Below are 19,325 nucleotides of genomic sequence, written 5' to 3'. Positions count from 1 at the left end.
GTCACTCCGCCGCCTTCGCCGGGCGCGCGCGGCGGTAGGCCGCGAGCGAGCCGCTGTGGATCAGGTGGCCCGAGAGCTTGCGGCCGATGATGCGCTCCGCCATGCGCCCGCACTCGATCAGCGCCTCGAGGTCTATCCCGGTCTCGATGCCGAGCTCGTGGCAGAGGAAGACCATGTCCTCGGTGCAGATGTTGCCGGCCGCGGTGGCATCGCCGTGGCTCGCGAAGGGGCAGCCGCCGAGGCCGGCGACCGAGCTGTCGAACAGGTCCACCCCCATCTCGAGCGCGGCGAGGACGTTGGCCGCGCCGAGGCCGCGCGTGTCGTGCAGGTGCAGCCCGATGCGCACCTCGGGCAGCGCCTCGCGCACCATGCCGACCAGGCGGCGGACGGAGTCCGGATTGGCCCAGCCCATGGTGTCGGCGAGGAAGAAGCGCGGCAGCCTCTGCCCGTACTCGCGGCACAGCGCGTCGGTCCAGCGCGCCAGCTCCACGACCCGCGCCGGCGGGATCTCGCCCTCGTAGTTGCAGCCGAAGGCCGCCATCACCAGGGCGTTGTCGATCGGCAGCCCGGCCTCGGCGTAGAGGTCCATCCAGCGGCGCTGCCGTTCCCGCATCTCCTCGGCCGAGCAGCCGTTGTTCTTCCACGCGAAGGCGTCCGAGGCGTAGAGCGACAGCTTCGCCGAGAGGTCCACGTTCGGCGTCCGCCGCGCCCGCTCGAAGCCCTTCTCGTTCAGCCAGAGCCCGGCGTAGTGCACGCCGGGCCTGCGCCGGATCGCGGCGAAGAGCTGCTCCGAATCCGCCATCTGCGGCACGTGCTTCGGGCTGACGAAGGAGGCGACCTGGATGTACTTCAGCCCGGTCTCGGCCAGCGCCTCGACCAGCGCGACGCGGTCGGCGAGCGGATAGACCTTCTTCTCGATCTGGAAGCCCTCGCGCGGGCCCTCCTCGCGGAACTCGACGAACTTCGGACGGTCCGACATCGCTGTTGCCTCTCCTTGCTGCCGCCCCGGGGCCCGGCCGCCCCGACCCCGGCCGCGCGCGCGCCGGGGGCGAGCATAGCGCGCCCCGCCGATCGCGACAGACCCGCGCCCCCGCGCCGCGGCCGGCCGTCGCGGCCCCGTCCCGAAGCCCTCAATCCGCCGTCGCGCCGGAGGAGCGCACGATCGGGATCCACAGGCGGAGCTGCTCGTCCCAGAACGCCTCCAGCTCCGCCGCCGTGCTGCCGCGCGGGTCCACGCCGACCTCGACCAGGCGCCGATGCGTGGCGCCGGTGGTCGCCGCCGCGCGCGCCGCGCGCTCGAGGCGCGGGACCACGCCCTCCGGCACGCCCGCGGGGGCGAAGACGGCGTGCCAGTTGTAGGTCTCGTAGCCGGGCAGCCCGGCCTCCGCCGCGGTCGGCACCTCCGGCAGCGCGGCGCTGCGCTCGCGCGTGGTGACGGCGAGCGCGCGCAGCCTGCCGTCGCGCACGAAGGGGATCACCGTCGGCAGCGTGTCCACCATGAAGTCCACCGTGCCGGCGATCAGGTCGTTCATCGCCGGGCCGGAGCCGCGGTAGGGCACGTGCACCACCTGGGCGCCCACCATCTGCGCCAGCATGTGCGCGGAGAGGTGCACGATCGTCCCCGCGCCGGACGAGGCGTAGGTGTAGCGCCCCGGCTCGCGCTTCAGCAGCGCGACGAACTCCTCCAGGTTCCGCGCCGGCACGCGGGGGTTGACGACGACGATGTTCGGCACCGTGCCGACCAGCGAGACCGGCAGGAAGGAGCGGCGGATGTCGAAGCTGAGGTTGCGGTACAGGCCGGCGTTCAGCACCGCCGAGGACATGGAGTGGAAGGCGATGGTGTAGCCGTCGGCCGGCGCGGCGAGCACCGCCTCGGTCCCGATCACCCCGCCCGATCCGCCGCGGTTCTCGACCACGACGGGCTGGCCCAGCGTCTCGCTCATCCCTTGCGCGATCACGCGGGCCACGAGGTCGGCGGCGCCGCCGGCCGCGAAGGGCACGACCATGCGGATCGGCCGCACCGGATAGGCGCCGCCCGGCTGGGCGCGCGCGGCGACCGTGGTCCCGGCGATCCCGGGAGCGGCGAGGAGCAAGGTTCGGCGCGGGTGCATGGACATCCTCCGGTTTCCCGGCGACAAGCTAGGCCAGCCGGTTGCATTCGGCCAGGAGGGTGGCGATGACGGAAGTGACGGACGCGCTGCGGCGCCAGATCGCGCACGAGCTGCCGGAGGTCGAGGAGATCGCCGATGCCGCCCTGCGCGCCAAGGTGGTCGAGGCCTGGGCGCTCGCCATCGCGCGCAGCAGCTTCCGCTCGATCCGCGACATCCCGCCGGCGGGCAATCCCGGCTCGATGGTGCTCGTCCGCGGCGACCAGACCGACCACATCCGCGGCGTCACGCGCCTCGCCATGCGCATGGCCGAGGAGATGGCCGCGCTGAACCCGGCGATGCGGATCCAGCGCGACATCGTCGTCGCCGGCGGGCTCTGCCACGACGTCGGCAAGCCCTGGGAGTTCGACCCCGAGAACCGCAGGCGCTGGGAAACCGCGCCGCGCGCCGCGGGCCTGCCCTCGATCCGCCACCCCGCCTACGGCGTGCACATCTGCCTCACCGTCGGCCTGCCGGAGGAGGTCGCGCACATCGCCGGCGCGCACTCCGGCGAGGGCGAGCTGGTCGTGCGCAGCCTGGAGGGCACGATCGTGCACCTCGCCGACATCGGCTACTGGACCATGGCGCTCGCCGGCGGGCTGATCCGGCCGGAGACGGTCTCGGCCAAGTACCGCCGGCCGATCACGCTGTAGCCCCGTTTGCCGCCGGGGCCCCGCCGGATACAACTGCGCCCGTCCCAACCTCGCCGGAGCCGAGAATGTCCGCCACCGCCGCCGCGGCCGAGACGATCGCCGACCTGCTCAGCGCCCGCTACGGCGCGGTGGACCCGCCGGCCCCCGGGCCGAGCAACGAGGTGATCCGCACGCTGCTCAACCACCGCTCCGTGCGCTCCTTCCTGCCCGACCGCGCGCTGCCGGCGGGCACGCTGGAGACGCTGGTCGCCGCCGCCTCCTCCGCCTCCACCTCCTCCAACCTGCAGACCTGGAGCGTCGTCGCGGTGCAGGAGCCGGAGCGCAAGGCGCGGCTCTCGGTGCTGGCGGCGAACCAGAAGTTCATCCGCGACGCGCCGCTGCTGCTGGTCTGGATCGCCGACCTGTCGCGGCTGGAGCGCCTCGGCCAGGCGCGCGGGAAGGAGATGGAGGGCGTCCCCTACCTGGAGGCCTTCATCCTCGCCCTGGTGGACGCGGCGCTGGCGGCGCAGAACGCGGTGACGGCGGCGGAATCGCTCGGCCTCGGCTGCGTCTACATCGGCGCGATGCGCAACAGGCCGGCGGAGGTGGCGGCGGAGCTGAAGCTGCCGCCGAACGCGATGGCGGCGTTCGGGCTCTCGGTCGGCTGGCCCGACCCGGCGGTGCGGACGGAGATCAAGCCGCGCCTGCCCCTCAGCCTGGTGCTGCACCGCGAGACCTACGGCGCGCCGGCCGAGGCGGAGGAGCTGGCGCGCTACGACGCCGCCCTCGCCGAGTTCTCGCGCCGCAACGGCATGGGCGACACGGCCTGGACGCCGCGCGTGCTGCAGCGCATCGGCACGCTCGCGGGGCTCACGGGCCGCGACAGGATGCGCGAGGTCCTCACCGCCATGGGCTTCGGGCTGCGCTAGGCCCGGGCCGCGAAGGACGAAGGGAGCATCGCCATGAGCCAGCCCGCCGCCCGCCCGGTGCGCCGCGTCGCCGTGATCGGCGCGGGCACGATCGGCGCCAGTTGGGCCGCGTGCTTCCTGGCGCGCGGCCTCGAGGTGGTGGCCTACGACCCCTCGCCCGCCGCGCCGGACCTGCTGCGCCGCATGGTCGCCCAGGCCTGGCCGGTGCTGGAGCGGCTGGGCGCCGTCGCCCCCGGCGCCGACCCCGCGCGCTGGCGCTTCGCGCCCGACCCCGCCCGCGCCGCGCAGGGCGCCGACTTCGTCCAGGAGAGTGCGCCGGAGCGCTACGAGGCGAAGCGGCCGCTGCTCCAGGCGGTCGCGGCGGCGCTGCCGGCCGAGGTGGTGATCGCCTCCTCCACCTCCGGCCTGCTGGCGAGCCGGCTCTCGGAAGGCTGCGCGCATCCGGAGCGCGTGCTGATCGGCCACCCCTTCAACCCGCCGCACCTGATCCCGCTCGTCGAGGTGGTCGGCCCGCATGCGAGCCCCGCCGCGATCGCTGCCGCCATGGCCTTCTACCGCAGCGTCGGCAAGCGCCCGATCGAGATCCGCAAGGAGGTGCCGGGCCATGTCGCCAACCGCCTGCAGGCGGCGATGTGGCGCGAGGCGGTGCACCTGGTGGCGGAGGGCGTCGCCTCGGTCGCCGACGTGGACGCGGCGGTGTCGGAGGGGCCGGGGCTGCGCTGGGCGCTGATGGGGCCGACCCTGACCTTCCACCTCGCCGGCGGCGAGGGCGGCATGGCGCATTTCCTCCACCACCTGCTGCCGGCGATGCAGGGCTGGTGGGACACGCTCGGCCGGCCGGAGGTCACGCCGGAGCTGCAGCAGCGGCTGGTCGAGGGCGTGGCGGAGGAGGCGGCGGGACGCTCCGTCGCCGACCTCGCCCGCTGGCGCGACGAGGCGCTGGTGCGCCTGATCGCGGCGCGCGAGGCGGCGAAGCCCGACACGGGCGACACCGAGGCGTAACCTTCGCGGCGCGCGCCTCCGAGCGGGGCTCGGCAGGGGGCGTCGAACCAGGCGCCGTGGCCGCGACGGGGCGGCCATCGTCCGTCAACGCTGCCGGGCCATCGGCGTCCATCTGCCTGGCGGCATTCCGTCCGGCGCCCTGCCCTTCGGGGCGCAGGCCCGACCGCCGCTCGCCTCGCCCGCGAAGAGGCGCGATCAGACCAGGCGCCGCCGGGCGCGCGCCACGCGCTCCGCCGCGGCCCGCCTCGCAGCGGGAGCCTCGTGGGGCGCCCAGCGGGCCACCACCCCTTCGGCGATCGCCAGCAATTCGGCCGCCGCCCAGTGGTACCCGGCTTCCCGGCAGACATCGTCGAAGGCGTCCATGAGCCGCGCGACGAGCCGTTCCCGCGCCGCCGAAGCGGCGGCGCGAGGCGCTGGCGGCGCGATCCGCGGGCCTGGCGGGACGCCCGGGCGCCGCCTCGTCGCCGCCATTCCGCGATCGTTCATCGGCCTTCCTCCCCCGGCGCGATGCCGGCGCCTTCCGGCCGAGGGGGTGAGGACGACGTCCTCTCCGAACCGTCGTTCGCGGATGCGGCGCGGCGCAGGATGCCGAGTCGGCCCCCGGATGGCCACACCGGCTTGAACCGTGCCGCGCAGATGCACATAGATGTGATGTTGATCAACCTTCAGTTGATCCACCGACTGCCCGTGCCCAGAGTTTCCTTCCGTCGCGGCCGACGCCGCGCGACGAGCGACCGGAGGCGAGGCGATTCCATGGACGACCAGGGCCGACCGCGCGACCTCCCCCCCGCCGATCGGAACAGCGCCCCCGCGGACGAGGGTGGCAGTACCCCGCAGGCCACGGCGCGGCAAGGACCGCGGCGACGGCGGCTCTCGGACAAGCTTCTCGTGGCCTTCCATCAGGCCTGCGACCATGGGGAGCTGGAGGTCGCGTCGGAACTTCTCCGGATCCTCGAGACCGTGATCGCCCGGCCGGCGCCGCACGTCATGCGCGACCGGCGCCAGGTGGTCGAAAGTCTCGTCGCCGCCCATCACCGGCTGTGGGAGCTCCGCCACCCGGAGCTCCGGCACGCCGCCGACTGAGCGGAAGCGGGGCGGAGCTCCGGGTGGCCCCGACCTCCGTCGGTCGCGCCGCGCCCGTGCCGCCCACGCCGGAGTCGCGACGTCCCGGCGGCACCGCGGCGGTCGCCATGGTCCCGGCCTGCCCGCCCCGCCCCCGGCTCCCGGCCCCTGCCGGCGCGGCGGAAGGAACCGCGGCGCCGGGCGGCCGCCGCGAACCGCATCCGCGTTCAGGAAACCGGCCGCAGGGTCACCGCCTCCGGCCGCGCGTTCCCCATCCCCGGCCGCCACGGCGCGACCTGCGCCGGCCCGACGGCCGGCAGCCACAGGGTGACGACGGTGCCGCGGCCCACCGCGCTGTCGATGTGCATCGCCCCGCCCACCCGCTCGACGAAGCCCCGAACCGAGGACAGGCCGAGCCCGGTGCCGCGGCCGCGCGGCTTGGTGGTGAAGAAGGGCTCGCCCGCCCGCGCCAGCACCTCGGGCGGCATGCCCGTCCCGGCGTCCGTCACCGAGATCCGCGCATAGACGCCGGGCCGCAGCCGGACCGGGTGCGGCACGGCGGGATCGTCGCCTCCGGCCCCCACGCGCCCGGCCGCGAGCCGGACGACCACCTCGCCGCCCTCCGGCATCGCGTCGCGCGCATTGACGGCCAGGTTCATCACCGCCGCCTCGAGCTCGCCGCGGTCGCCCCGCACCAGGGCCGGCAGGCCCTCGGGCTCGACCTCGCAGCGGACCCGGTGCAGGGGCCCGATGGTGCGCGACAGCAGCTGGCACACGCTCGCCACGGCCTCCGCCGGAGCGGCCGCCGGATCGGCGGCGCCGTCGTCGTTCGCCGCGCCGGCGGCCTCGCGCCGGGAGAAGTCGAGCATCCGCCGCGTCAGCGCCGCGCCGCGGCCTGCCGCCTCGTCGAGCATGCGGGCAAGGAGGCGGATGCGCTCGGGATCGGCCGCGCTCTTCTCGATCAGGCGGGCCCCGCCCTGCACGGCCTGGACGATGTTGTTGAAGTCGTGCGCCACGCCGGCCGCGAGCCGGCCGAGCAGCTCCAGCCGCTGGCCCTCCTGCAGGGTCGCCTCGGCCGCCGCGCGGCGCCCCTGCTCCTCCGCGAGGCGGCGCGCCTGGCGCATCGCCGACAGCACCGCGCAGCCGAGCGCGCCGGCGGCGAGGGCGCAGATCCCGCCGAGGACCAGCAGGTGCCGCCGCCACACCGCGCGCACCGAGGCCACCGGGACGGCGTACTCGATGACCACCGGGTAGTTCCCGACGCCGGCATAGGCGGCGATTCGCTCGGCGCCGTCCACCGGGGAGGCCGCGCGGTACACGCCGCCCCGCGGCTCGGTCTTGAGGCGCTGCATCAGGGCGCTGGTCTGCGGCGCGAGGCGCGGCAGGGGCTCGCCCGTCTCGGGGTAGCGCGCCAGCACCTCGCCGTCGCTGCGCACCAGGCTGATCGCCGCGCCGTCCTGGCCGCGCACCGCCTGGGCCCAGAAATCGAGCAGGTAGGAGACCGCGACGCCGACATGCACGGTGCCGTCGAACGTGCCGTCCGGCGTGCTCCGCCGCCGGCTGATGCCGAGGGTCGGATGCCCGCCCGCCGCGCCGGCATAGGGGCGGCTGATGAAGGTGCCGGCGTCGTGCTCGCGCTGCGCCGACCAGAACTCGCGGTGCGCGATGCTCGGCGCATCCTCGGCCGGCGTCTCCGCCCCGGCCCGCGTGGCGGCCATCCACAGCCGGCCCTCGGCGTCGGCGAGGCCGAAACCGGAGAGCTGCGGCCGACTGGCGAGGATCGTGCGCATCTCCTCGGCCAGACCGTCCCGCAGGGCGCGGATCTCCCGCCAGTCCCGACCCTGGATGTGGCGGTCCAGGTGCAGGAGCAGCAGCTCCTTCGTGTCCAGGACCTTCAGCGCGTGCTCGCGCAGCATGGCCGCGGCCCGCGCGGCATCGTCGGCGGCGTCGCGCAGCAGCCGCTCGCGGTCGAACCAGGCGGCGCCGACGAACAGCAGGGCGGGCACGGCGACCGCGGCGATCAGCGCCCACCGCAGGCGGCGCAGCGTGTCGGCCGCCGCGCCGACCCGCGAAGGCGCCTCTTCCCGCTGCGCTCGCCCTTCCCCCATACGGCTGGCTCCGCCCGCCCCGGCTCGCCCCATGGGCGAGGAGAAGACCGCCCTCCGCTTCGCGGCTGGTTCCGCCCGCCCCGGCTCGCCGCTTCTAGCACGGGCGTCCGAACGTCGCGCAACCGGCTAAGCCGCGCCGCGCGCGACCGGCGCGACGAGGGACCTCCGCCGCGCGTCGCCCCGCGAGCCCCGCTTCCCGGGAGGCGAGGCCGCCCGCCGCGGAACCGGACCGACACCGCCGCGGAAGGGGCGCCGCAACGCCCTTGCGTCCCCTTCCGTCCGGTCCATATCGACGGGCCCCTGGCCGCGTCGGGTCGCGGAGCGACACGACGAGGTGCGGATGCGGCGGGCGTCGCGTGCCGCCGCGACCGCCGCGAGGCGGGCGGGCTGTGCCCGGGACGGGCACAGGCTCAAGAAGCCGTTCGCAGCCGTTCCGGCGGCGGCCCGCGGCTTGCCCGCCCCCCGGATGGCGCGATGAGATCACATCCGCGTCGTCTGGCCGGAGGCAAGGAGCGTTGACGGCTTGGACATAGGGCCGATCGGAACGGACGGCGTCGTGACGCCCGCGCGGGCAAAGGGCGGGCCACGAAACCTGCCTGCGACCGCAGGCGCCGCTCCACGCCCACGCGGGAACCCCCGCAGACTGCCCGGTCTGTGGGCGCACCTCGCCGGGCTGGTCCTTGCCGTCCTGATCCCGTCCCTCGCCCTCGGCGCCGTCACGGCGTGGTGGCTGGCCGAGAACTACCGGGTCGCCTTCGAGGAACGCCTCTCCGGCACCGCACGCGCACTGGCCGCCGCCGCCGATGCCGAGATCGGCGCCGTGATCACCGCGGCCGCGACGCTGGCCGCCTCGCCGCTCCTCGACACCGAGCAGGGGCTGAGCGCCTTCGACGTCCAGGCACGCCCGGTCGGCGCGGCATTCGGGACCTGGGTGGTCGTCGTCCGCACCGCGGACATGCGCCAGATCGTCAACACGCGCCTCCCGCCCGGCGCACCCCTGCCCGACGCCTTCTCGCCGGCGGCGGTGGCGGAGACCATGGGCGGCCACGACGCCGTCGTCCGCGACCTGGCCACCGTGCCCTTCCGGACCGAGCCGGTCGTCGCGGTGCTCGCCCCGGTCCTGCGCGGGGCGGAGGCGCCGGCGAAGGTCGTCGCCATCCCGCTCGACCCGGCGCGCCTGGAGCGGCTGCTGAAGCGCCAGGAGCTCGACGGCGGCGCCTTCGCGGCGCTGGTGGACGGCCGGGGGGTGATCGTGGCGCGTTCCCTGGACCACGCGCGCTTCGTTGGCCGACCCGCCCCGGACTGGTATCCGAGGGCCGTCGAGGGCCGCGCGCGTGGCCTGCTCCGCGGCCCCACGCACGACGGCGCCGAGATCATCCTCGCCTTCGAGCGGCTGCGCGCGGCGCCGCAATGGACGGTCGTGGTCGCCGGGCCGGTCGGCTCCTACTATGCGGCGTGGCTCGACCCGCTGCTCGGCCTCGCGGCGGGGGGCGCGGCCGCGATCGCGCTCGGGATCGCGCTCGCCGGAGGCCTCTCGCATCGCATCCTGCGCCCCGTCGCCGCCCTGGTCCGGCGCGCCGACGCCGCCGCGACCGACGCGGGACCGCCGCCGCCCGGCGCCGCTCCCGCCTTCTCCCCCCGGTTCGGCGTGGCCGAGTTCGAGGCGCTGCGCGACGCCACCGAACGGGCCGAGACGGCGCTGCGGGAGGCCAACCGCCGCACCGCCGAGGTGCTCGGCAGCCTCGGCGAGGTGCTCTACGCGCTCGATGCCGATCGGCGCTTCGGCTTCGCGAGCGCCCGCGCGCTCGCCACCTGGGGCAGGCGGCCGGAGGAGGTGCTGGGGCGGCGATTCGAGGACGCCTTCCCCGAGACGGTCGGCTCGCTCGCCTGGGAGGTGCACCGGCAGGCGATGGCGTCGCGCGAGGAGGTCCACCTCTGCCTGCCGTCCGCGGTCCTCGGCCGGTGGATCGAGATGGACGTCTATCCGCGCGGCGACGGCGGGATCACCGTCGCCTTCCGCGACATCGAGGACCGCCGGCGTGCGCACGTCGAGCGGGTGCGGGCGGAGAAGGCGCTGCGCACCTCCGAGGAGCGGCTGCGGCTGGCGCTCGACGCGGCGGCGCTCGGCGTCTGGGAGGTGGACCTCGAGACGCGCATCGTGCGGCGCTCGCCGCGCACCGTCGAGATCTTCGGCTTCTCGCGGGGGGCGGAGGTCGGCATCTATCCCTCCTGGCGGGACCGCATGCATCCCGAGGACCGGGCCGCCGTGGCGGCGGCCTTCGAGGCGGTCTGCGCCGGCCGGACCAAGATCTACCGGGCGCAGTTCCGGTCGCTGCGCCCGGACGGCCGCTGGGTCTGGATCGAGAGCCACGGCCGCGTCATCGAGCGCGACCCGGCGAGCGGCGCGCCGCGGCGCCTCGTCGGGATCTCGCAGGACATCACCGAGCGCAAGACGGCCGAGGCCGCGCTGGCCGCGAGCGAGGCGCGCCTGCGGCTCGCGGTGGACGCCGGGCGCATGGCGGTCTGGGAAGCAGACCTCGTCAGCGGCAGCGTGGCCGGCTCGGCGGAACTCAACCGGCTGCTCGGCTTCCCCGAGGACGCGACGCCGACGCTCGCCGACATGCGCGCGCGCTACTACCCGGGCGAGCTGGAGCGCCTTCGCGCCATCGGGCAGTTCGCCCTGGCGCGTGGCGAGCGGTTCATCGAGGCCGAGTTCCGCTACCTCTGGCCGGACGGCTCGGTCCGCTGGCTCCTGCTGCGCGCGGAGATCCACATCGAGGCCGGAAGCGGGCGCCCGTTCAAGGCGGTCGGCGTCGTCATGGACGTCACCGACCGCAAGACGGCGGAGGAGCGCCAGGCGCTGCTGATGCGCGAGCTGGACCACCGGGCGAAGAACGCGCTGGCGGTGGTGCAGGCGGCGCTGCGGCTGACGCCCAGGGACGACCCGGAGGCCTATGCGCGGGCGGTGGAGGGGCGGGTGGCGGCGCTGGCGCGGGCGCACACCGTGCTCGCGCGCGGCCGCTGGGAGGGGGCGGCGCTGCGCAGCCTGGTCGAGGGCGAGCTCGCCGCCTTCCTGCCGGCCGCCGAGATGTCCGGCCGGCCGGAGGCCGAGGCCGCCGCGTCGCGGATCGGCATCGAGGGACCGGCCCTGACGCTCGCGCCAGCCGCCGCGCAGGCGCTCTCCATGGCGCTGCACGAGCTGGCGACGAACGCGACGAAGCACGGCGCGCTCTCGGTGCCGGCGGGGCGGGTCGCGGTGTCGTGGCGCGTGGACGGGGCGGCGGGGCTGCTGCGGCTGCGCTGGGAGGAGCGCGGCGGGCCGCCGGTCGCGGCGCCGCCGGCGCGGCGCGGCTTCGGCTCGCGGGTGATCGAGGCGACGGTGCGCGACCAGCTCGGCGGGCGCGTGGCGCGGCACTGGAACGTATCGGGGCTGGCCTGCGAGATCGAGGTGCCGCTGGCGCGCGCGCTGGCCGCGAAGCCGGCAGCGCCCGGACGATCGCCCCAAGCGCCGCCGGCCCGCGCGGCCGCGGGGGTAGCAGGCGGCCCCGCTGCGCAGGCGTGACCTGCGCGCGGCCGGGGAGCCGGGCGCAGGACGGCGCGCGCTGCGGGGGCGCCGCCGCTCGCGGGGCGCGGGCGCCGCGAGGCCCGCGCCGGCGGCAGCGGCCGCCAGCGGGATCAGTCGCGCTTGCGCTCGATCACCTCCAAGGTCTCGGGGTGGAGCTTCAGGTCGTACTCCGCGCCGTCCGGCATGCGGGCGTCGTCCACCTCCCAGACGCCGTCCTCGAACTCGATCTCCTCCCAGGCGACGAAGCCGAGGCCGCGCAGCACGGCCTCGATGCGCGCGCGCTCCTCCGGCGTCGGGGGCCGGCCGGCCAGCGTGGGCCCGGGAGCGGCGGCAGCGAGCGCGGCGGCCCCGGCTGACGCCAGGCGGAGCATCGAGCGGCGGTCCAGGCCGACCATGGTGGCGACTCCTTCCGAAAGAACGGGGATGCGGGTCGAAACGGCGCCATCGTCCCGCGGTTCAGCGCGGGGGCGGCGCCCCGCCCTGCGCTGCCGCGCCGGCGGTGGTCGCCGGCCCTCCCCGGCGCCGCGGCAGCAGCGGCAAGGCCGCCAGGGCGAAGGCCGCGCCGGCGAGGAAGGTCGCCGTCGGCCCCGCCGCCTGCCACAGGGCGCCGGCGATGGCGCTGGCCAGCAGCAGCGCCAGGCCCTGGGCGAGGTTGAACACCCCGAAGGCGCTGCCGCGCAGATCCGCCGGCGCCGCGTCCGCGACCAGGGCGGCCAGCAGCCCCTGGGTCGCCGCCATGTGCAGGCCCCAGAACGCCGCGCCGGCGAGCGCCCAGGGCCAGGACGGCGCGAAGGCCAGCGCGAGGTCCGCCGCGACGAGGACGGCGACGCCGAACGCCAGCAGCCCCGCCCGCTCCACCCGGTCGGCCAGCGCGCCGAGCGGGTATGCACCGACCATGTAGACGAGGTTCATCGCGACCATCACCGCCGGCGCCCAGGCGACCGGCAGGCCGATGTCGGCGGCGCGCAGGACCAGGAAGGCCTCGCTGAACCGCGCGAGGGTGAAGACCCCCGCGACCGCCAGCACGCGCCAGAAGGCGCCCGGCAGCCGGGCGAGCTCGGCGCCCCGCAGCGGCCATGCGCGGCGCCCCCGCTCCGCCGGCGCGCGCGGCGGCGCCTCCGGCTCGCGCACGCCGAACAAGACCAGGCCGACCGCGACGAGGGCCGGCAGCACCGCCACCCACAGGACGAGGCGGATGTCGTCGCCTGCGGCCAGCATCAGCGCCATGGCGAGCAACGGTCCGGCGAAGGCGCCGGCGGTGTCCATCGCCTGGCGCAGCCCGTAGGCGGCGCCGCGCAGCTCGGGCGGCGTCACGTCCGCGACCAGCGCGTCGCGCGGGGCGCCGCGGATGCCCTTGCCGACGCGGTCCGCGAAGCGCGCGGCGGCGACCGTGCCGGCGCCCGTCGCCAGGGCGAAGAGGGGCTTGGTCGCCGCCGCCATGCCGTAGCCGAGCAGCACCAGCGGCTTGCGCCGGCCCATCCGGTCCGACAGCGCGCCGGAGAACAGCTTCGAGACGGCGGCGGCGGCCTCGGCGACCCCCTCGATCAGCCCGACGGCGACGAACGAGGCGCCGAGCGTGCCGACGAGGAACAGCGGCAGCAGCGCATGGATCGTCTCCGAGGACAGGTCCATGAAGAAGGAGACGAGGCCGAGCGCCCAGACCGTGCGCGGCAGGCGCCGCGACGCGCCGTCGTGCTGCCGGCCCCCTTGGGGGGATCCGCTCGCGGGCGGGCCGCGCCGGCCGACCGTCACGGCAGGCCGCCGCCGTGGCCGTAGCGCACCACCCGCACCGCCTCCAGCGTGACCAGGCTGCTGCCGAGCATCGGCTCCAGCGCCGCGAGCAGGCGCTCGACCTTCTCCTCCGTGTCCACGATCTCGATGACGAGCGGCAGGTCTTCCGAGAGGCGGAGGATCTTGGTGGTGTGGAGCCTGCTCGACCGGCCGAAGCCCATCGGGCCGCGCAGCACCGTCGCGCCCGCCAGCCCCATCTCGCGCGCCTTCAGCACGATGGCCTCGTAGAGCGGCCGTCCGGCGTGCTCGTCCGACTCGCCGATAAAGACGCGCAGCAGCATCGCCGGGGTCGTGGGGATCGTCATGGCCGCATCCCTCTGAGACGGTTCAGGCGCTGTGCCAGCAGGTGGCCGAGCCACGCCGCGGCCAGCCACAATACCAGCGAGGCCAGCACATAGGCGCCGGCGAGCCAGGGGGCGGCGGAGCTGGCAAGCCGCACGCTCTCCAGGCTGAAGATCGAGAAGGTGGTGAAGCCGCCGCAGAAGCCGGCCATCACGAACTGCCGCGTCGCCGGCGCGGCGAACAGGCGCCCGCCGGGCTCGGTCAGGGCGGCGTAGAACGCGATCAGGAAGGATCCGGCCGTGTTGACCAGCAGCGTCCCCCAGGGGAAGGCCGGACCGAGCAGCGCGAGCGCGCCGAGCGAGCAGAGGTGGCGGGCGACGGAGCCGAGCGCCCCGCCCGCGGCCACGGCGGCGTAGAGCCTGAGGCGTCCCGCCATCGTTCCCCGCTCAGCCCCCGAACAGGCGGGCGCCGCCGGACAGCCCGGCGACGGCCGCCCCCAGGCACAGGACCAGCGTGGCCAGCACGTTGAGGACGGCGCGGCCTCCCTCTCCGCCGCGGAGGAGGGCCAGGGTCTGGAGGCTGAACGAGGAGACCGTGGTGTAGCTGCCGAGCACCCCGACCACGAGGGCGAGCCACGGCGTTCCCCGCCCCCCGGCGGCGCCGCCATGCGGCGCGAGGAGCAGCGCCGCGAGGAACCCGACGGCAAGGGCGCCGCTGGCGTTCACCGCGAGCGTTCCCCAGGGGAAGGTCTCGCCGACGCGGCGGGCGACGACGCCGGAGAGCCAGAAGCGGGCGCAGGCCCCGACCGCCCCGCCGAGGGCCACCAGCAGCACCTGCGCCATCACGGCCCCCGATCCCCCGTCGCCGGCCCGTCGCCCCTGGGGGCCGCGCGGCGGCTCCGGCCGCCGGCCGGACGGCGCCCACGATGCGCCGGGTCGCGGCGAGCCTCCGCGCCGTCCCCGGGCCGCCACCGGGCATCCTTCCGCAACGCCAGGGCCCGACCCATCCGGAGCGCCTCCGCCCTTCGCACCGTCCGACAGGCCGCCGACATAGCAGGACCCGCGGCACCGGTCGAACGCGCGGGTTGTCGAACCCCGCGCTGGCGCCCCCTGCGGGCGAGGCCCGGTCCGCCGCGAGGCTCCCCCCACGAGGCCTGCTGGCGCCCGGCCCCGCAGTCTTCGGGGCACGCCGCTGCGGCATGCGACGATTCGCCGGCGCACCCGTTGATCTTCGGACGCGCCTGCGCGATATGCGCGCTGCGTGCCGGCCTTCGGCCCGGCGCGCCCCTTTTTCATCCCTGGAGTTCCCGATGGACGAGGCGAGCGGAAGTAGACCCCGCACGCACCACCAACGCCGCGCCGCCGCGCGGCGCCGGGTCCTGCGCGCGCCGGCCGTCGCCTGACGGTCCGCCGCCTCCGCCCCGGTGCCGCGCGACGGCGCCCCGGACCGGACGGAGACGGCGATGAGCGCCACCACCCTGCCGACCGCCACGGCGCCGCTGCCGCCGGAGGCGGCCACCACCCTCCACCCCGCCGACCTGGCGGCGCTGCTCGACCTGCGGCAGCCCGAGGCGGCGTGGGAGACCCTCGCCGCGCTGCCGCTGGCGCGCCGCGCCGAGACCTTCGGCTACCTCTCGGCGACGACCCAGGTCGCCGTGGCGGCCGTGGCGCCGCGGCGCGCCCTGGCGGAACTCGTCTCGGCCATGGACGCCGACGAGCGCGCCGACCTCTGGGCCCGCCTGCCGGAGGAGGCGCGGGAGGCGCTGGCGCCCGCCCTCGCCGCGGCCGAGCGGGAGGACATCCGCAAGCTCGCCTCCTACCCGCCCGGCACCGCCGGGGCGGTGATGACCAGCGACTACGCCGTGCTGCGCCCCGAGATGACGGCGCGCGACGCGATCGAGGCGCTGCGCCGCCAGGCCGCCTCCAAGGAGACGATCCACGTCGCCTACGTGCTCTCCACCGGGCGTCGCCTGCTCGGCACCGTCACGCTCGAGGACCTCGTGCTGTCCCCTCCCGACCGGCCCGTGTCGCAGATCATGCACGCCGACGCGCCGGCCGTCCGCGCCGAGGAGCCGGCCGAGCAGGCCGCGCGGATCGTCGCGCGCTACGACCTCCCCGCGGTCCCGGTGCTCAACGGGGGCGACGCGATGGTCGGCATCGTCACCGCGGACGACGCGATGGACGTGGCCGAGGCCGAGGCGACCACCGACTTCCACAAGGCCGGCGGCTCGGCGAGCCTCGGCGTGGCGCTGCGCGAGGCGACCATCGGGCTGCTCTACCGCAAGCGCATCGTCTGGCTGGTGGTGCTGGTCTTCGCCAACGTCTTCTCCGGCGCGGGCATCGCGGCCTTCGAGGAGGTGATCGCGGCGAACGTGGCACTGGTGTTCTTCCTGCCGCTGCTGATCGACAGCGGCGGCAACGCGGGAAGCCAGGCGGCGACGCTGATGGTGCGCGCGCTTGCCACGGGCGAGGCACGCCTCGCCGACTGGGGGCGCATGCTCGGCCGCGAGACGCTGGTCGCGGCGCTACTCGGCCTCACCATGGCGGGGGCGGTGTCGCTGCTCGGCCTGGTGCGGGGGGGGCCCGAGATCGCGCTCGTCGTCGCCGCGACGATGGTCTGCGTGGTGCTGGTGGGCAGCCTGGTCGGCCTCTCCCTGCCCTTCCTCCTGTCGCGCTTCGGGCTCGACCCGGCGACGGCGAGCGCGCCGCTGATCACGACCATCGCCGACGCCTCGGGGGTGCTGATCTACTTCGCCATCGCCTCGGCGCTGCTGATGGGCTGAGGCCGCGCGGCGGCGGCCGTGCGCGGCACCACGGCGCATCAGCGGCGCGGCGGCCGGGGACCGCGCGCGAGCGGCGCCGCCCCAGCCGCCGCGCCCTTGCGCCACAGCTTGCCCGCGGAGACCAGCAGGATGACGCCGAGGAGCAGCTTCAGCGCGCCGACCGGCAGGAAGCCCAGCAGCGCCGCGCCTGCGGCGGCGCCGAGGACCGATCCCGCGGCCATCGGGAGGCCGATGCCGAGCAGGGCGCCCCGGTCGCCGTAGCCCCCCGCCCGCGCGTGGCGGAGCACGCCCACGGCGACCGCGGGCAGGCTGATGATCAGGCTCGCGGTGCCGGCGGTGCGGATGTCGAGTCCGAAGCCGAAGAGCAGGGTCGGGATGATCAGTTCGCCGCCCGCGACCCCGAGCAGCGAGGAGACGAGACCGATCGCCACCCCGGCCGCCGCGCCCGCCGGCGCGCGCCACCAGCCGCCCGGCTCCGCCCCGAGATGCAGCGAATCGCCCGCCGCCGCCTCGGCCAGCAACAGCAGGCCGATCCCGGCGAGCAGCGCGGCGATGATCCGCTTGAGCCGGCGGGCGTCCAGGCGCCCGAGCAGGCCGGCGCCGAACCACGCCGCCGCGACCGCCGAGACGGTCAGCGCCGCGATCTCGGGCCAGTGCGCGGCGAGGCCCGGGAACTCCGCGACCCCGAACCGCGCGGCGGCGGAGGCGGCGAGCGTCACGAGGCTGACCAAGAGGTTCAGCCGCACGGCGTGGTGGGCGGCCAGCGCGAACAGGCCGAGCAGCACCGGCAGGCGGAACTCGGCCCCGCCGAGGCCGATCAGCCCGCCGAGGGTGCCGATGGCGGCGCCCCAGGCGAGTGCCGCGGCCGGGCCGTCAGCCCGCATGCCGGGCACCGGCCAGGATGATCGCGGTGCCGAGCAGGCAGACCGTCACGCCTGCCGCGTCCCAGCCCGAGGGCCGCACGCCCTCGACCGCCCACAGCCAGGCCAGCGAGGCGGCGACGTAGACGCCGCCATAGGCGGCATAGGCGCGGCCGGCGGCGAAGAGGTCGGGAAGGGTGAGCAGCCAAGCGAAGAGCCCGAGCGCGGCCGCGCCCGGCAGCAGCCACCAGGGCGAGGCGCCGAGGCGGAGGACGCCGAACAGGGCGAAGCATCCGGCGATCTCGGCGAGCGCCGCGGCGACGAAGATGAGGGCGCTGGTCATGGCACGGGGCCTCGCGGCGGCATGAGGTGGATCCCCTCCCGCAGCAGCGAGACGGTGCAGTCCTCGCCCGGCGCCAGGCCGTTGCGCCGCGCCGCGTGCAGGGGCAGGGAGAAGGCGAGCGTGCCGCCCCCAGGATCGCCGATGTCAAGCGTGACCTGCGCCTCCTCGCCCAGTGCCAGCAGGTCGAGCACGCGACCGGCGACCGGGTTCTCGCGCTCGCCGAAGGACGGCCGGCCGCGCCGGTGCAGCAAGACGGCCGAGCCGGGGACCAGCCAGTCCACCGTCCCGCCGGGGGCGAAGCCGGGCGCGTGTGCCGCCTCCAGGACGCGGCCGCCCCAGCGCAGGAAGGTGATGCCGGAGTCGGGGTCGTGGCGCTCGACGACGCCGCGGAACAGGTTGCGCAGGTCGAGGAGGCGCGCGACCTCGGCGCTCGCGGGCCGGGCGAGCATCTCCGCCGGCGGCGCCGTCTGCAGCCCGCGCCCGCGGTGCATCAGGCACATCCGGTCGGCGAGCGCCACCGCCTCGTCCAGGTCGTGCGTGACGAGCAGGATCGGGATCGACAGGCTGCGGCGCAGCGCCGCGAGCTCCCCCTGCAGCCGGCGGCGCGTCGCGCGGTCCACGGCGGAGAAGGGCTCGTCGAGCAGCAGCACGGCGGGGTCGCGCGCCAGCGCCCGGGCGACCGCGACGCGCTGCTGCTGCCCGCCCGACAGTTCGGCCGGGCGCCGCTCCTCGAGCCCGGCGAGGTGCACCCGGGCCAGCAGTTCCCGCGCCCGCGCCGCGCGCTCCGCCGGCGCCCGGTGGCCCATGGCGGCGGCGACATTGCCGAGCGCGGTCATGTGCGGGAACAGCGCGTAGTCCTGGAACACCATGCCGACGGCGCGGCGGTGCGGCGGCAGGTCGAGGCGCGCGGCGGTGTCGAGCCAGGTCGCGCCGCCGCAGCGCACGCTCCCCCGCGACGGCCGATGCAGGCCGGCGACGCAGCGCAGCGCCGTGGACTTGCCGGCGCCCGAGGGCCCGACCAGCGCCAGCGTCTCCCCGGGCGCGCAGCCGAAGGCGATGTCGAGCGGGATCGGCGCGGCGGCCTCGAGCCGGACCTCGAGGCCGCGGCCCTGCGCCGCCGCCGCGGCACCTTCGGCCGCCGGTGCCTCAGGCATCCCGCGTGCGCCGCCCGACGCGGCCCGAGAGCGTGTTGGTCAGGCCGAGCGCGACGACCGAGACGGCGAGGAGGACGGCGGACATGACCGCGGCGCCGCGCTCGTCGAAAGCCTGCACGCGGTCGTAGATGGCGATCGCGATGGTCTGCGTCTCGCCGGGGATCGCCCCGCCGACCATCAGCACCACGCCGAACTCGCCGAGGGTGTGGGCGAAGGTCAGCACCGCGGCGGTGGCGATGCCCGGCCAGGCGAGCGGCAGCTCGACGCGGAGCAGCACGCGCGCGGGGGTCATGCCCGAGACCGCCCCGGCATCGCGGAGCTGCGGGGGGATGGCGGCAAAGGCGTTGCGCACCGGCTGGACCGCGAAGGGGAGGTTGACCAGCACCGAGGCGAACAGCAGTCCCTCGAAGGAGAAGGCGAGGCCATGCCCGAACACCGCCTGCCAGGCCCGGCCGAGCGGCGAGAGGCCGCCGAAGGCGACGAGCAGGTAGAAGCCGAGCACGGTGGGCGGCAGCACCAGCGGCAGCGCCACCACGGCCTCGACGAAGCCGCGCCCGGGAAAGGGCCGATAGGCGAGCCTCCGGCCGAGCCAGAGCGCGAGGGGGAGCAGCAGCAGCAGGGTCCACGCGCCGAGCGCCACCGAGAGGCGGAAGGCCGTCCAGTCCATG

19 protein-coding genes are annotated in these 19,325 nt (G+C 76.3%); 6 read left to right on the top strand and 13 right to left on the bottom strand.

Features of this window, described 5'->3' with window-relative positions; all coding sequences use genetic code 11:
- Window position 1: 1 nt before the first annotated feature.
- Both IEX99_RS07670 and IEX99_RS07665 read right to left on the bottom strand, forming a co-directional pair.
- A complete protein-coding gene (locus tag IEX99_RS07670; protein ID WP_188899445.1) occupies window positions 2-979 on the bottom strand; it encodes a hydroxymethylglutaryl-CoA lyase in 978 nt (325 codons plus the stop codon).
- A gap of 151 nt (window positions 980-1,130) precedes the next feature.
- Entirely contained in the window at window positions 1,131-2,111 is a 981-nt protein-coding gene (locus tag IEX99_RS07665; RefSeq protein WP_188899444.1) for a Bug family tripartite tricarboxylate transporter substrate binding protein, read from the bottom strand.
- A gap of 65 nt (window positions 2,112-2,176) precedes the next feature.
- Between IEX99_RS07665 and IEX99_RS07660 the strand changes: the two genes are divergently transcribed.
- From IEX99_RS07660 to IEX99_RS07650, 3 genes are all read left to right on the top strand, one after another.
- Window positions 2,177-2,800, top strand: coding sequence for an HD domain-containing protein (locus IEX99_RS07660; protein WP_188899443.1), 624 nt, complete (start codon window positions 2,177-2,179; stop codon window positions 2,798-2,800).
- A 65-nt stretch (window positions 2,801-2,865) separates the two neighbouring features.
- Window positions 2,866-3,708: a nitroreductase family protein gene (locus IEX99_RS07655; protein ID WP_188899442.1), complete on the top strand. Its 843-nt coding sequence runs from the start codon at window positions 2,866-2,868 to the stop codon at window positions 3,706-3,708.
- A 33-nt stretch (window positions 3,709-3,741) separates the two neighbouring features.
- Window positions 3,742-4,710, top strand: coding sequence for a 3-hydroxyacyl-CoA dehydrogenase NAD-binding domain-containing protein (locus IEX99_RS07650; RefSeq protein WP_188899441.1), 969 nt, complete (start codon window positions 3,742-3,744; stop codon window positions 4,708-4,710).
- Window positions 4,711-4,905: 195 nt separating this feature from the next.
- Here the strand turns inward: IEX99_RS07650 and IEX99_RS07645 are convergent, their stop codons facing one another.
- A complete protein-coding gene (locus IEX99_RS07645) occupies window positions 4,906-5,388 on the bottom strand; it encodes a hypothetical protein (protein WP_188899440.1) in 483 nt (160 codons plus the stop codon).
- 210 nt (window positions 5,389-5,598) lie between these two features.
- Between IEX99_RS07645 and IEX99_RS07640 the strand changes: the two genes are divergently transcribed.
- Window positions 5,599-5,793, top strand: a complete 195-nt coding sequence (locus IEX99_RS07640; protein ID WP_188899439.1) for a hypothetical protein — start codon at window positions 5,599-5,601, stop codon at window positions 5,791-5,793.
- 206 nt (window positions 5,794-5,999) lie between these two features.
- Here IEX99_RS07640 and IEX99_RS07635 read toward each other — a convergent pair whose 3' ends face one another.
- The gene (locus tag IEX99_RS07635) at window positions 6,000-7,880 is read right to left on the bottom strand and encodes a hybrid sensor histidine kinase/response regulator (RefSeq protein ID WP_188899438.1); all 1,881 of its coding nucleotides are present in this window, start codon (window positions 7,878-7,880) and stop codon (window positions 6,000-6,002) included.
- Window positions 7,881-8,403: 523 nt separating this feature from the next.
- Between IEX99_RS07635 and IEX99_RS07630 the strand changes: the two genes are divergently transcribed.
- The gene (locus IEX99_RS07630) at window positions 8,404-11,442 is read left to right on the top strand and encodes a PAS domain S-box protein (protein WP_188899437.1); all 3,039 of its coding nucleotides are present in this window, start codon (window positions 8,404-8,406) and stop codon (window positions 11,440-11,442) included.
- Window positions 11,443-11,555: 113 nt separating this feature from the next.
- Here IEX99_RS07630 and IEX99_RS07625 read toward each other — a convergent pair whose 3' ends face one another.
- From IEX99_RS07625 to crcB, 5 genes are all read right to left on the bottom strand, one after another.
- Window positions 11,556-11,840 (bottom strand): PepSY domain-containing protein, encoded by a 285-nt coding sequence (locus tag IEX99_RS07625; RefSeq protein WP_229677870.1) that lies wholly within the window; start codon window positions 11,838-11,840, stop codon window positions 11,556-11,558.
- Between the two features lie 61 nt (window positions 11,841-11,901).
- Window positions 11,902-13,197, bottom strand: a complete 1,296-nt coding sequence (locus IEX99_RS07620; RefSeq protein WP_229677869.1) for an MFS transporter — start codon at window positions 13,195-13,197, stop codon at window positions 11,902-11,904.
- Window positions 13,194-13,541 carry a DUF190 domain-containing protein gene (locus IEX99_RS07615; protein WP_188899436.1) on the bottom strand — a complete coding sequence of 116 codons (348 nt, stop codon included), beginning with the start codon at window positions 13,539-13,541 and terminating at the stop codon, window positions 13,194-13,196. Before IEX99_RS07615 ends, IEX99_RS07620 begins: the two co-directional genes overlap by 4 nt.
- Complete coding sequence (locus IEX99_RS07610; protein ID WP_188899435.1) at window positions 13,538-13,954, bottom strand: fluoride efflux transporter FluC; 417 nt, start codon at window positions 13,952-13,954, stop codon at window positions 13,538-13,540. The genes IEX99_RS07615 and IEX99_RS07610 overlap by 4 nt, the downstream gene beginning before the upstream one ends.
- A gap of 10 nt (window positions 13,955-13,964) precedes the next feature.
- Window positions 13,965-14,360, bottom strand: coding sequence for a fluoride efflux transporter CrcB (crcB, locus tag IEX99_RS07605; RefSeq protein WP_188899434.1), 396 nt, complete (start codon window positions 14,358-14,360; stop codon window positions 13,965-13,967).
- Window positions 14,361-14,980: 620 nt separating this feature from the next.
- Between crcB and mgtE the strand changes: the two genes are divergently transcribed.
- Window positions 14,981-16,300, top strand: a complete 1,320-nt coding sequence (gene mgtE, locus IEX99_RS07600; RefSeq protein ID WP_188899433.1) for a magnesium transporter — start codon at window positions 14,981-14,983, stop codon at window positions 16,298-16,300.
- Between the two features lie 38 nt (window positions 16,301-16,338).
- Here mgtE and IEX99_RS07595 read toward each other — a convergent pair whose 3' ends face one another.
- From IEX99_RS07595 to modB, 4 genes are read right to left on the bottom strand one after another with little or no spacing between them, the layout of a single operon-like run.
- A complete protein-coding gene (locus IEX99_RS07595; RefSeq protein ID WP_188899432.1) occupies window positions 16,339-17,184 on the bottom strand; it encodes a sulfite exporter TauE/SafE family protein in 846 nt (281 codons plus the stop codon).
- Window positions 17,174-17,503 carry a YnfA family protein gene (locus IEX99_RS07590; protein ID WP_188899431.1) on the bottom strand — a complete coding sequence of 110 codons (330 nt, stop codon included), beginning with the start codon at window positions 17,501-17,503 and terminating at the stop codon, window positions 17,174-17,176. The genes IEX99_RS07595 and IEX99_RS07590 overlap by 11 nt, the downstream gene beginning before the upstream one ends.
- Complete coding sequence (locus IEX99_RS07585) at window positions 17,500-18,657, bottom strand: ABC transporter ATP-binding protein (protein WP_188899430.1); 1,158 nt, start codon at window positions 18,655-18,657, stop codon at window positions 17,500-17,502. Before IEX99_RS07585 ends, IEX99_RS07590 begins: the two co-directional genes overlap by 4 nt.
- The gene (gene modB / locus IEX99_RS07580) at window positions 18,650-19,324 is read right to left on the bottom strand and encodes a molybdate ABC transporter permease subunit (protein WP_188899429.1); all 675 of its coding nucleotides are present in this window, start codon (window positions 19,322-19,324) and stop codon (window positions 18,650-18,652) included. The genes IEX99_RS07585 and modB overlap by 8 nt, the downstream gene beginning before the upstream one ends.
- Between the last annotated feature and the right edge of the window lies 1 nt (window position 19,325).

This window comes from Caldovatus sediminis (assembly GCF_014644455.1).
Lineage (GTDB): Bacteria > Pseudomonadota > Alphaproteobacteria > Acetobacterales > Acetobacteraceae > Caldovatus > Caldovatus sediminis.
The sequence above is the reverse complement of the archived record's forward strand: the minus strand, read 5'-3'. Positions and strand labels throughout refer to the sequence as shown.

What these genes read in the sequence shown, in the direction of transcription:
- IEX99_RS07670 (WP_188899445.1), bottom strand. Translation starts at nt 979, where the DNA reads ATGTCGGACCGTCCGAAGTTCGTCGAGTTCCGCGAGGAGGGCCCGCGC.
- IEX99_RS07665 (WP_188899444.1), bottom strand. Translation starts at nt 2,111, where the DNA reads ATGCACCCGCGCCGAACCTTGCTCCTCGCCGCTCCCGGGATCGCCGGG.
- IEX99_RS07660 (WP_188899443.1), top strand. Translation starts at nt 2,177, where the DNA reads ATGACGGAAGTGACGGACGCGCTGCGGCGCCAGATCGCGCACGAGCTG.
- IEX99_RS07655 (WP_188899442.1), top strand. Translation starts at nt 2,866, where the DNA reads ATGTCCGCCACCGCCGCCGCGGCCGAGACGATCGCCGACCTGCTCAGC.
- IEX99_RS07650 (WP_188899441.1), top strand. Translation starts at nt 3,742, where the DNA reads ATGAGCCAGCCCGCCGCCCGCCCGGTGCGCCGCGTCGCCGTGATCGGC.
- IEX99_RS07635 (WP_188899438.1), bottom strand. Translation starts at nt 7,880, where the DNA reads ATGGGGGAAGGGCGAGCGCAGCGGGAAGAGGCGCCTTCGCGGGTCGGC.
- IEX99_RS07625 (WP_229677870.1), bottom strand. Translation starts at nt 11,840, where the DNA reads ATGGTCGGCCTGGACCGCCGCTCGATGCTCCGCCTGGCGTCAGCCGGG.
- IEX99_RS07615 (WP_188899436.1), bottom strand. Translation starts at nt 13,541, where the DNA reads ATGACGATCCCCACGACCCCGGCGATGCTGCTGCGCGTCTTTATCGGC.
- IEX99_RS07610 (WP_188899435.1), bottom strand. Translation starts at nt 13,954, where the DNA reads ATGGCGGGACGCCTCAGGCTCTACGCCGCCGTGGCCGCGGGCGGGGCG.
- crcB (WP_188899434.1), bottom strand. Translation starts at nt 14,360, where the DNA reads ATGGCGCAGGTGCTGCTGGTGGCCCTCGGCGGGGCGGTCGGGGCCTGC.
- mgtE (WP_188899433.1), top strand. Translation starts at nt 14,981, where the DNA reads ATGAGCGCCACCACCCTGCCGACCGCCACGGCGCCGCTGCCGCCGGAG.
- IEX99_RS07595 (WP_188899432.1), bottom strand. Translation starts at nt 17,184, where the DNA reads ATGCGGGCTGACGGCCCGGCCGCGGCACTCGCCTGGGGCGCCGCCATC.
- IEX99_RS07590 (WP_188899431.1), bottom strand. Translation starts at nt 17,503, where the DNA reads ATGACCAGCGCCCTCATCTTCGTCGCCGCGGCGCTCGCCGAGATCGCC.
- IEX99_RS07585 (WP_188899430.1), bottom strand. Translation starts at nt 18,657, where the DNA reads ATGCCTGAGGCACCGGCGGCCGAAGGTGCCGCGGCGGCGGCGCAGGGC.
- modB (WP_188899429.1), bottom strand. Translation starts at nt 19,324, where the DNA reads ATGGACTGGACGGCCTTCCGCCTCTCGGTGGCGCTCGGCGCGTGGACC.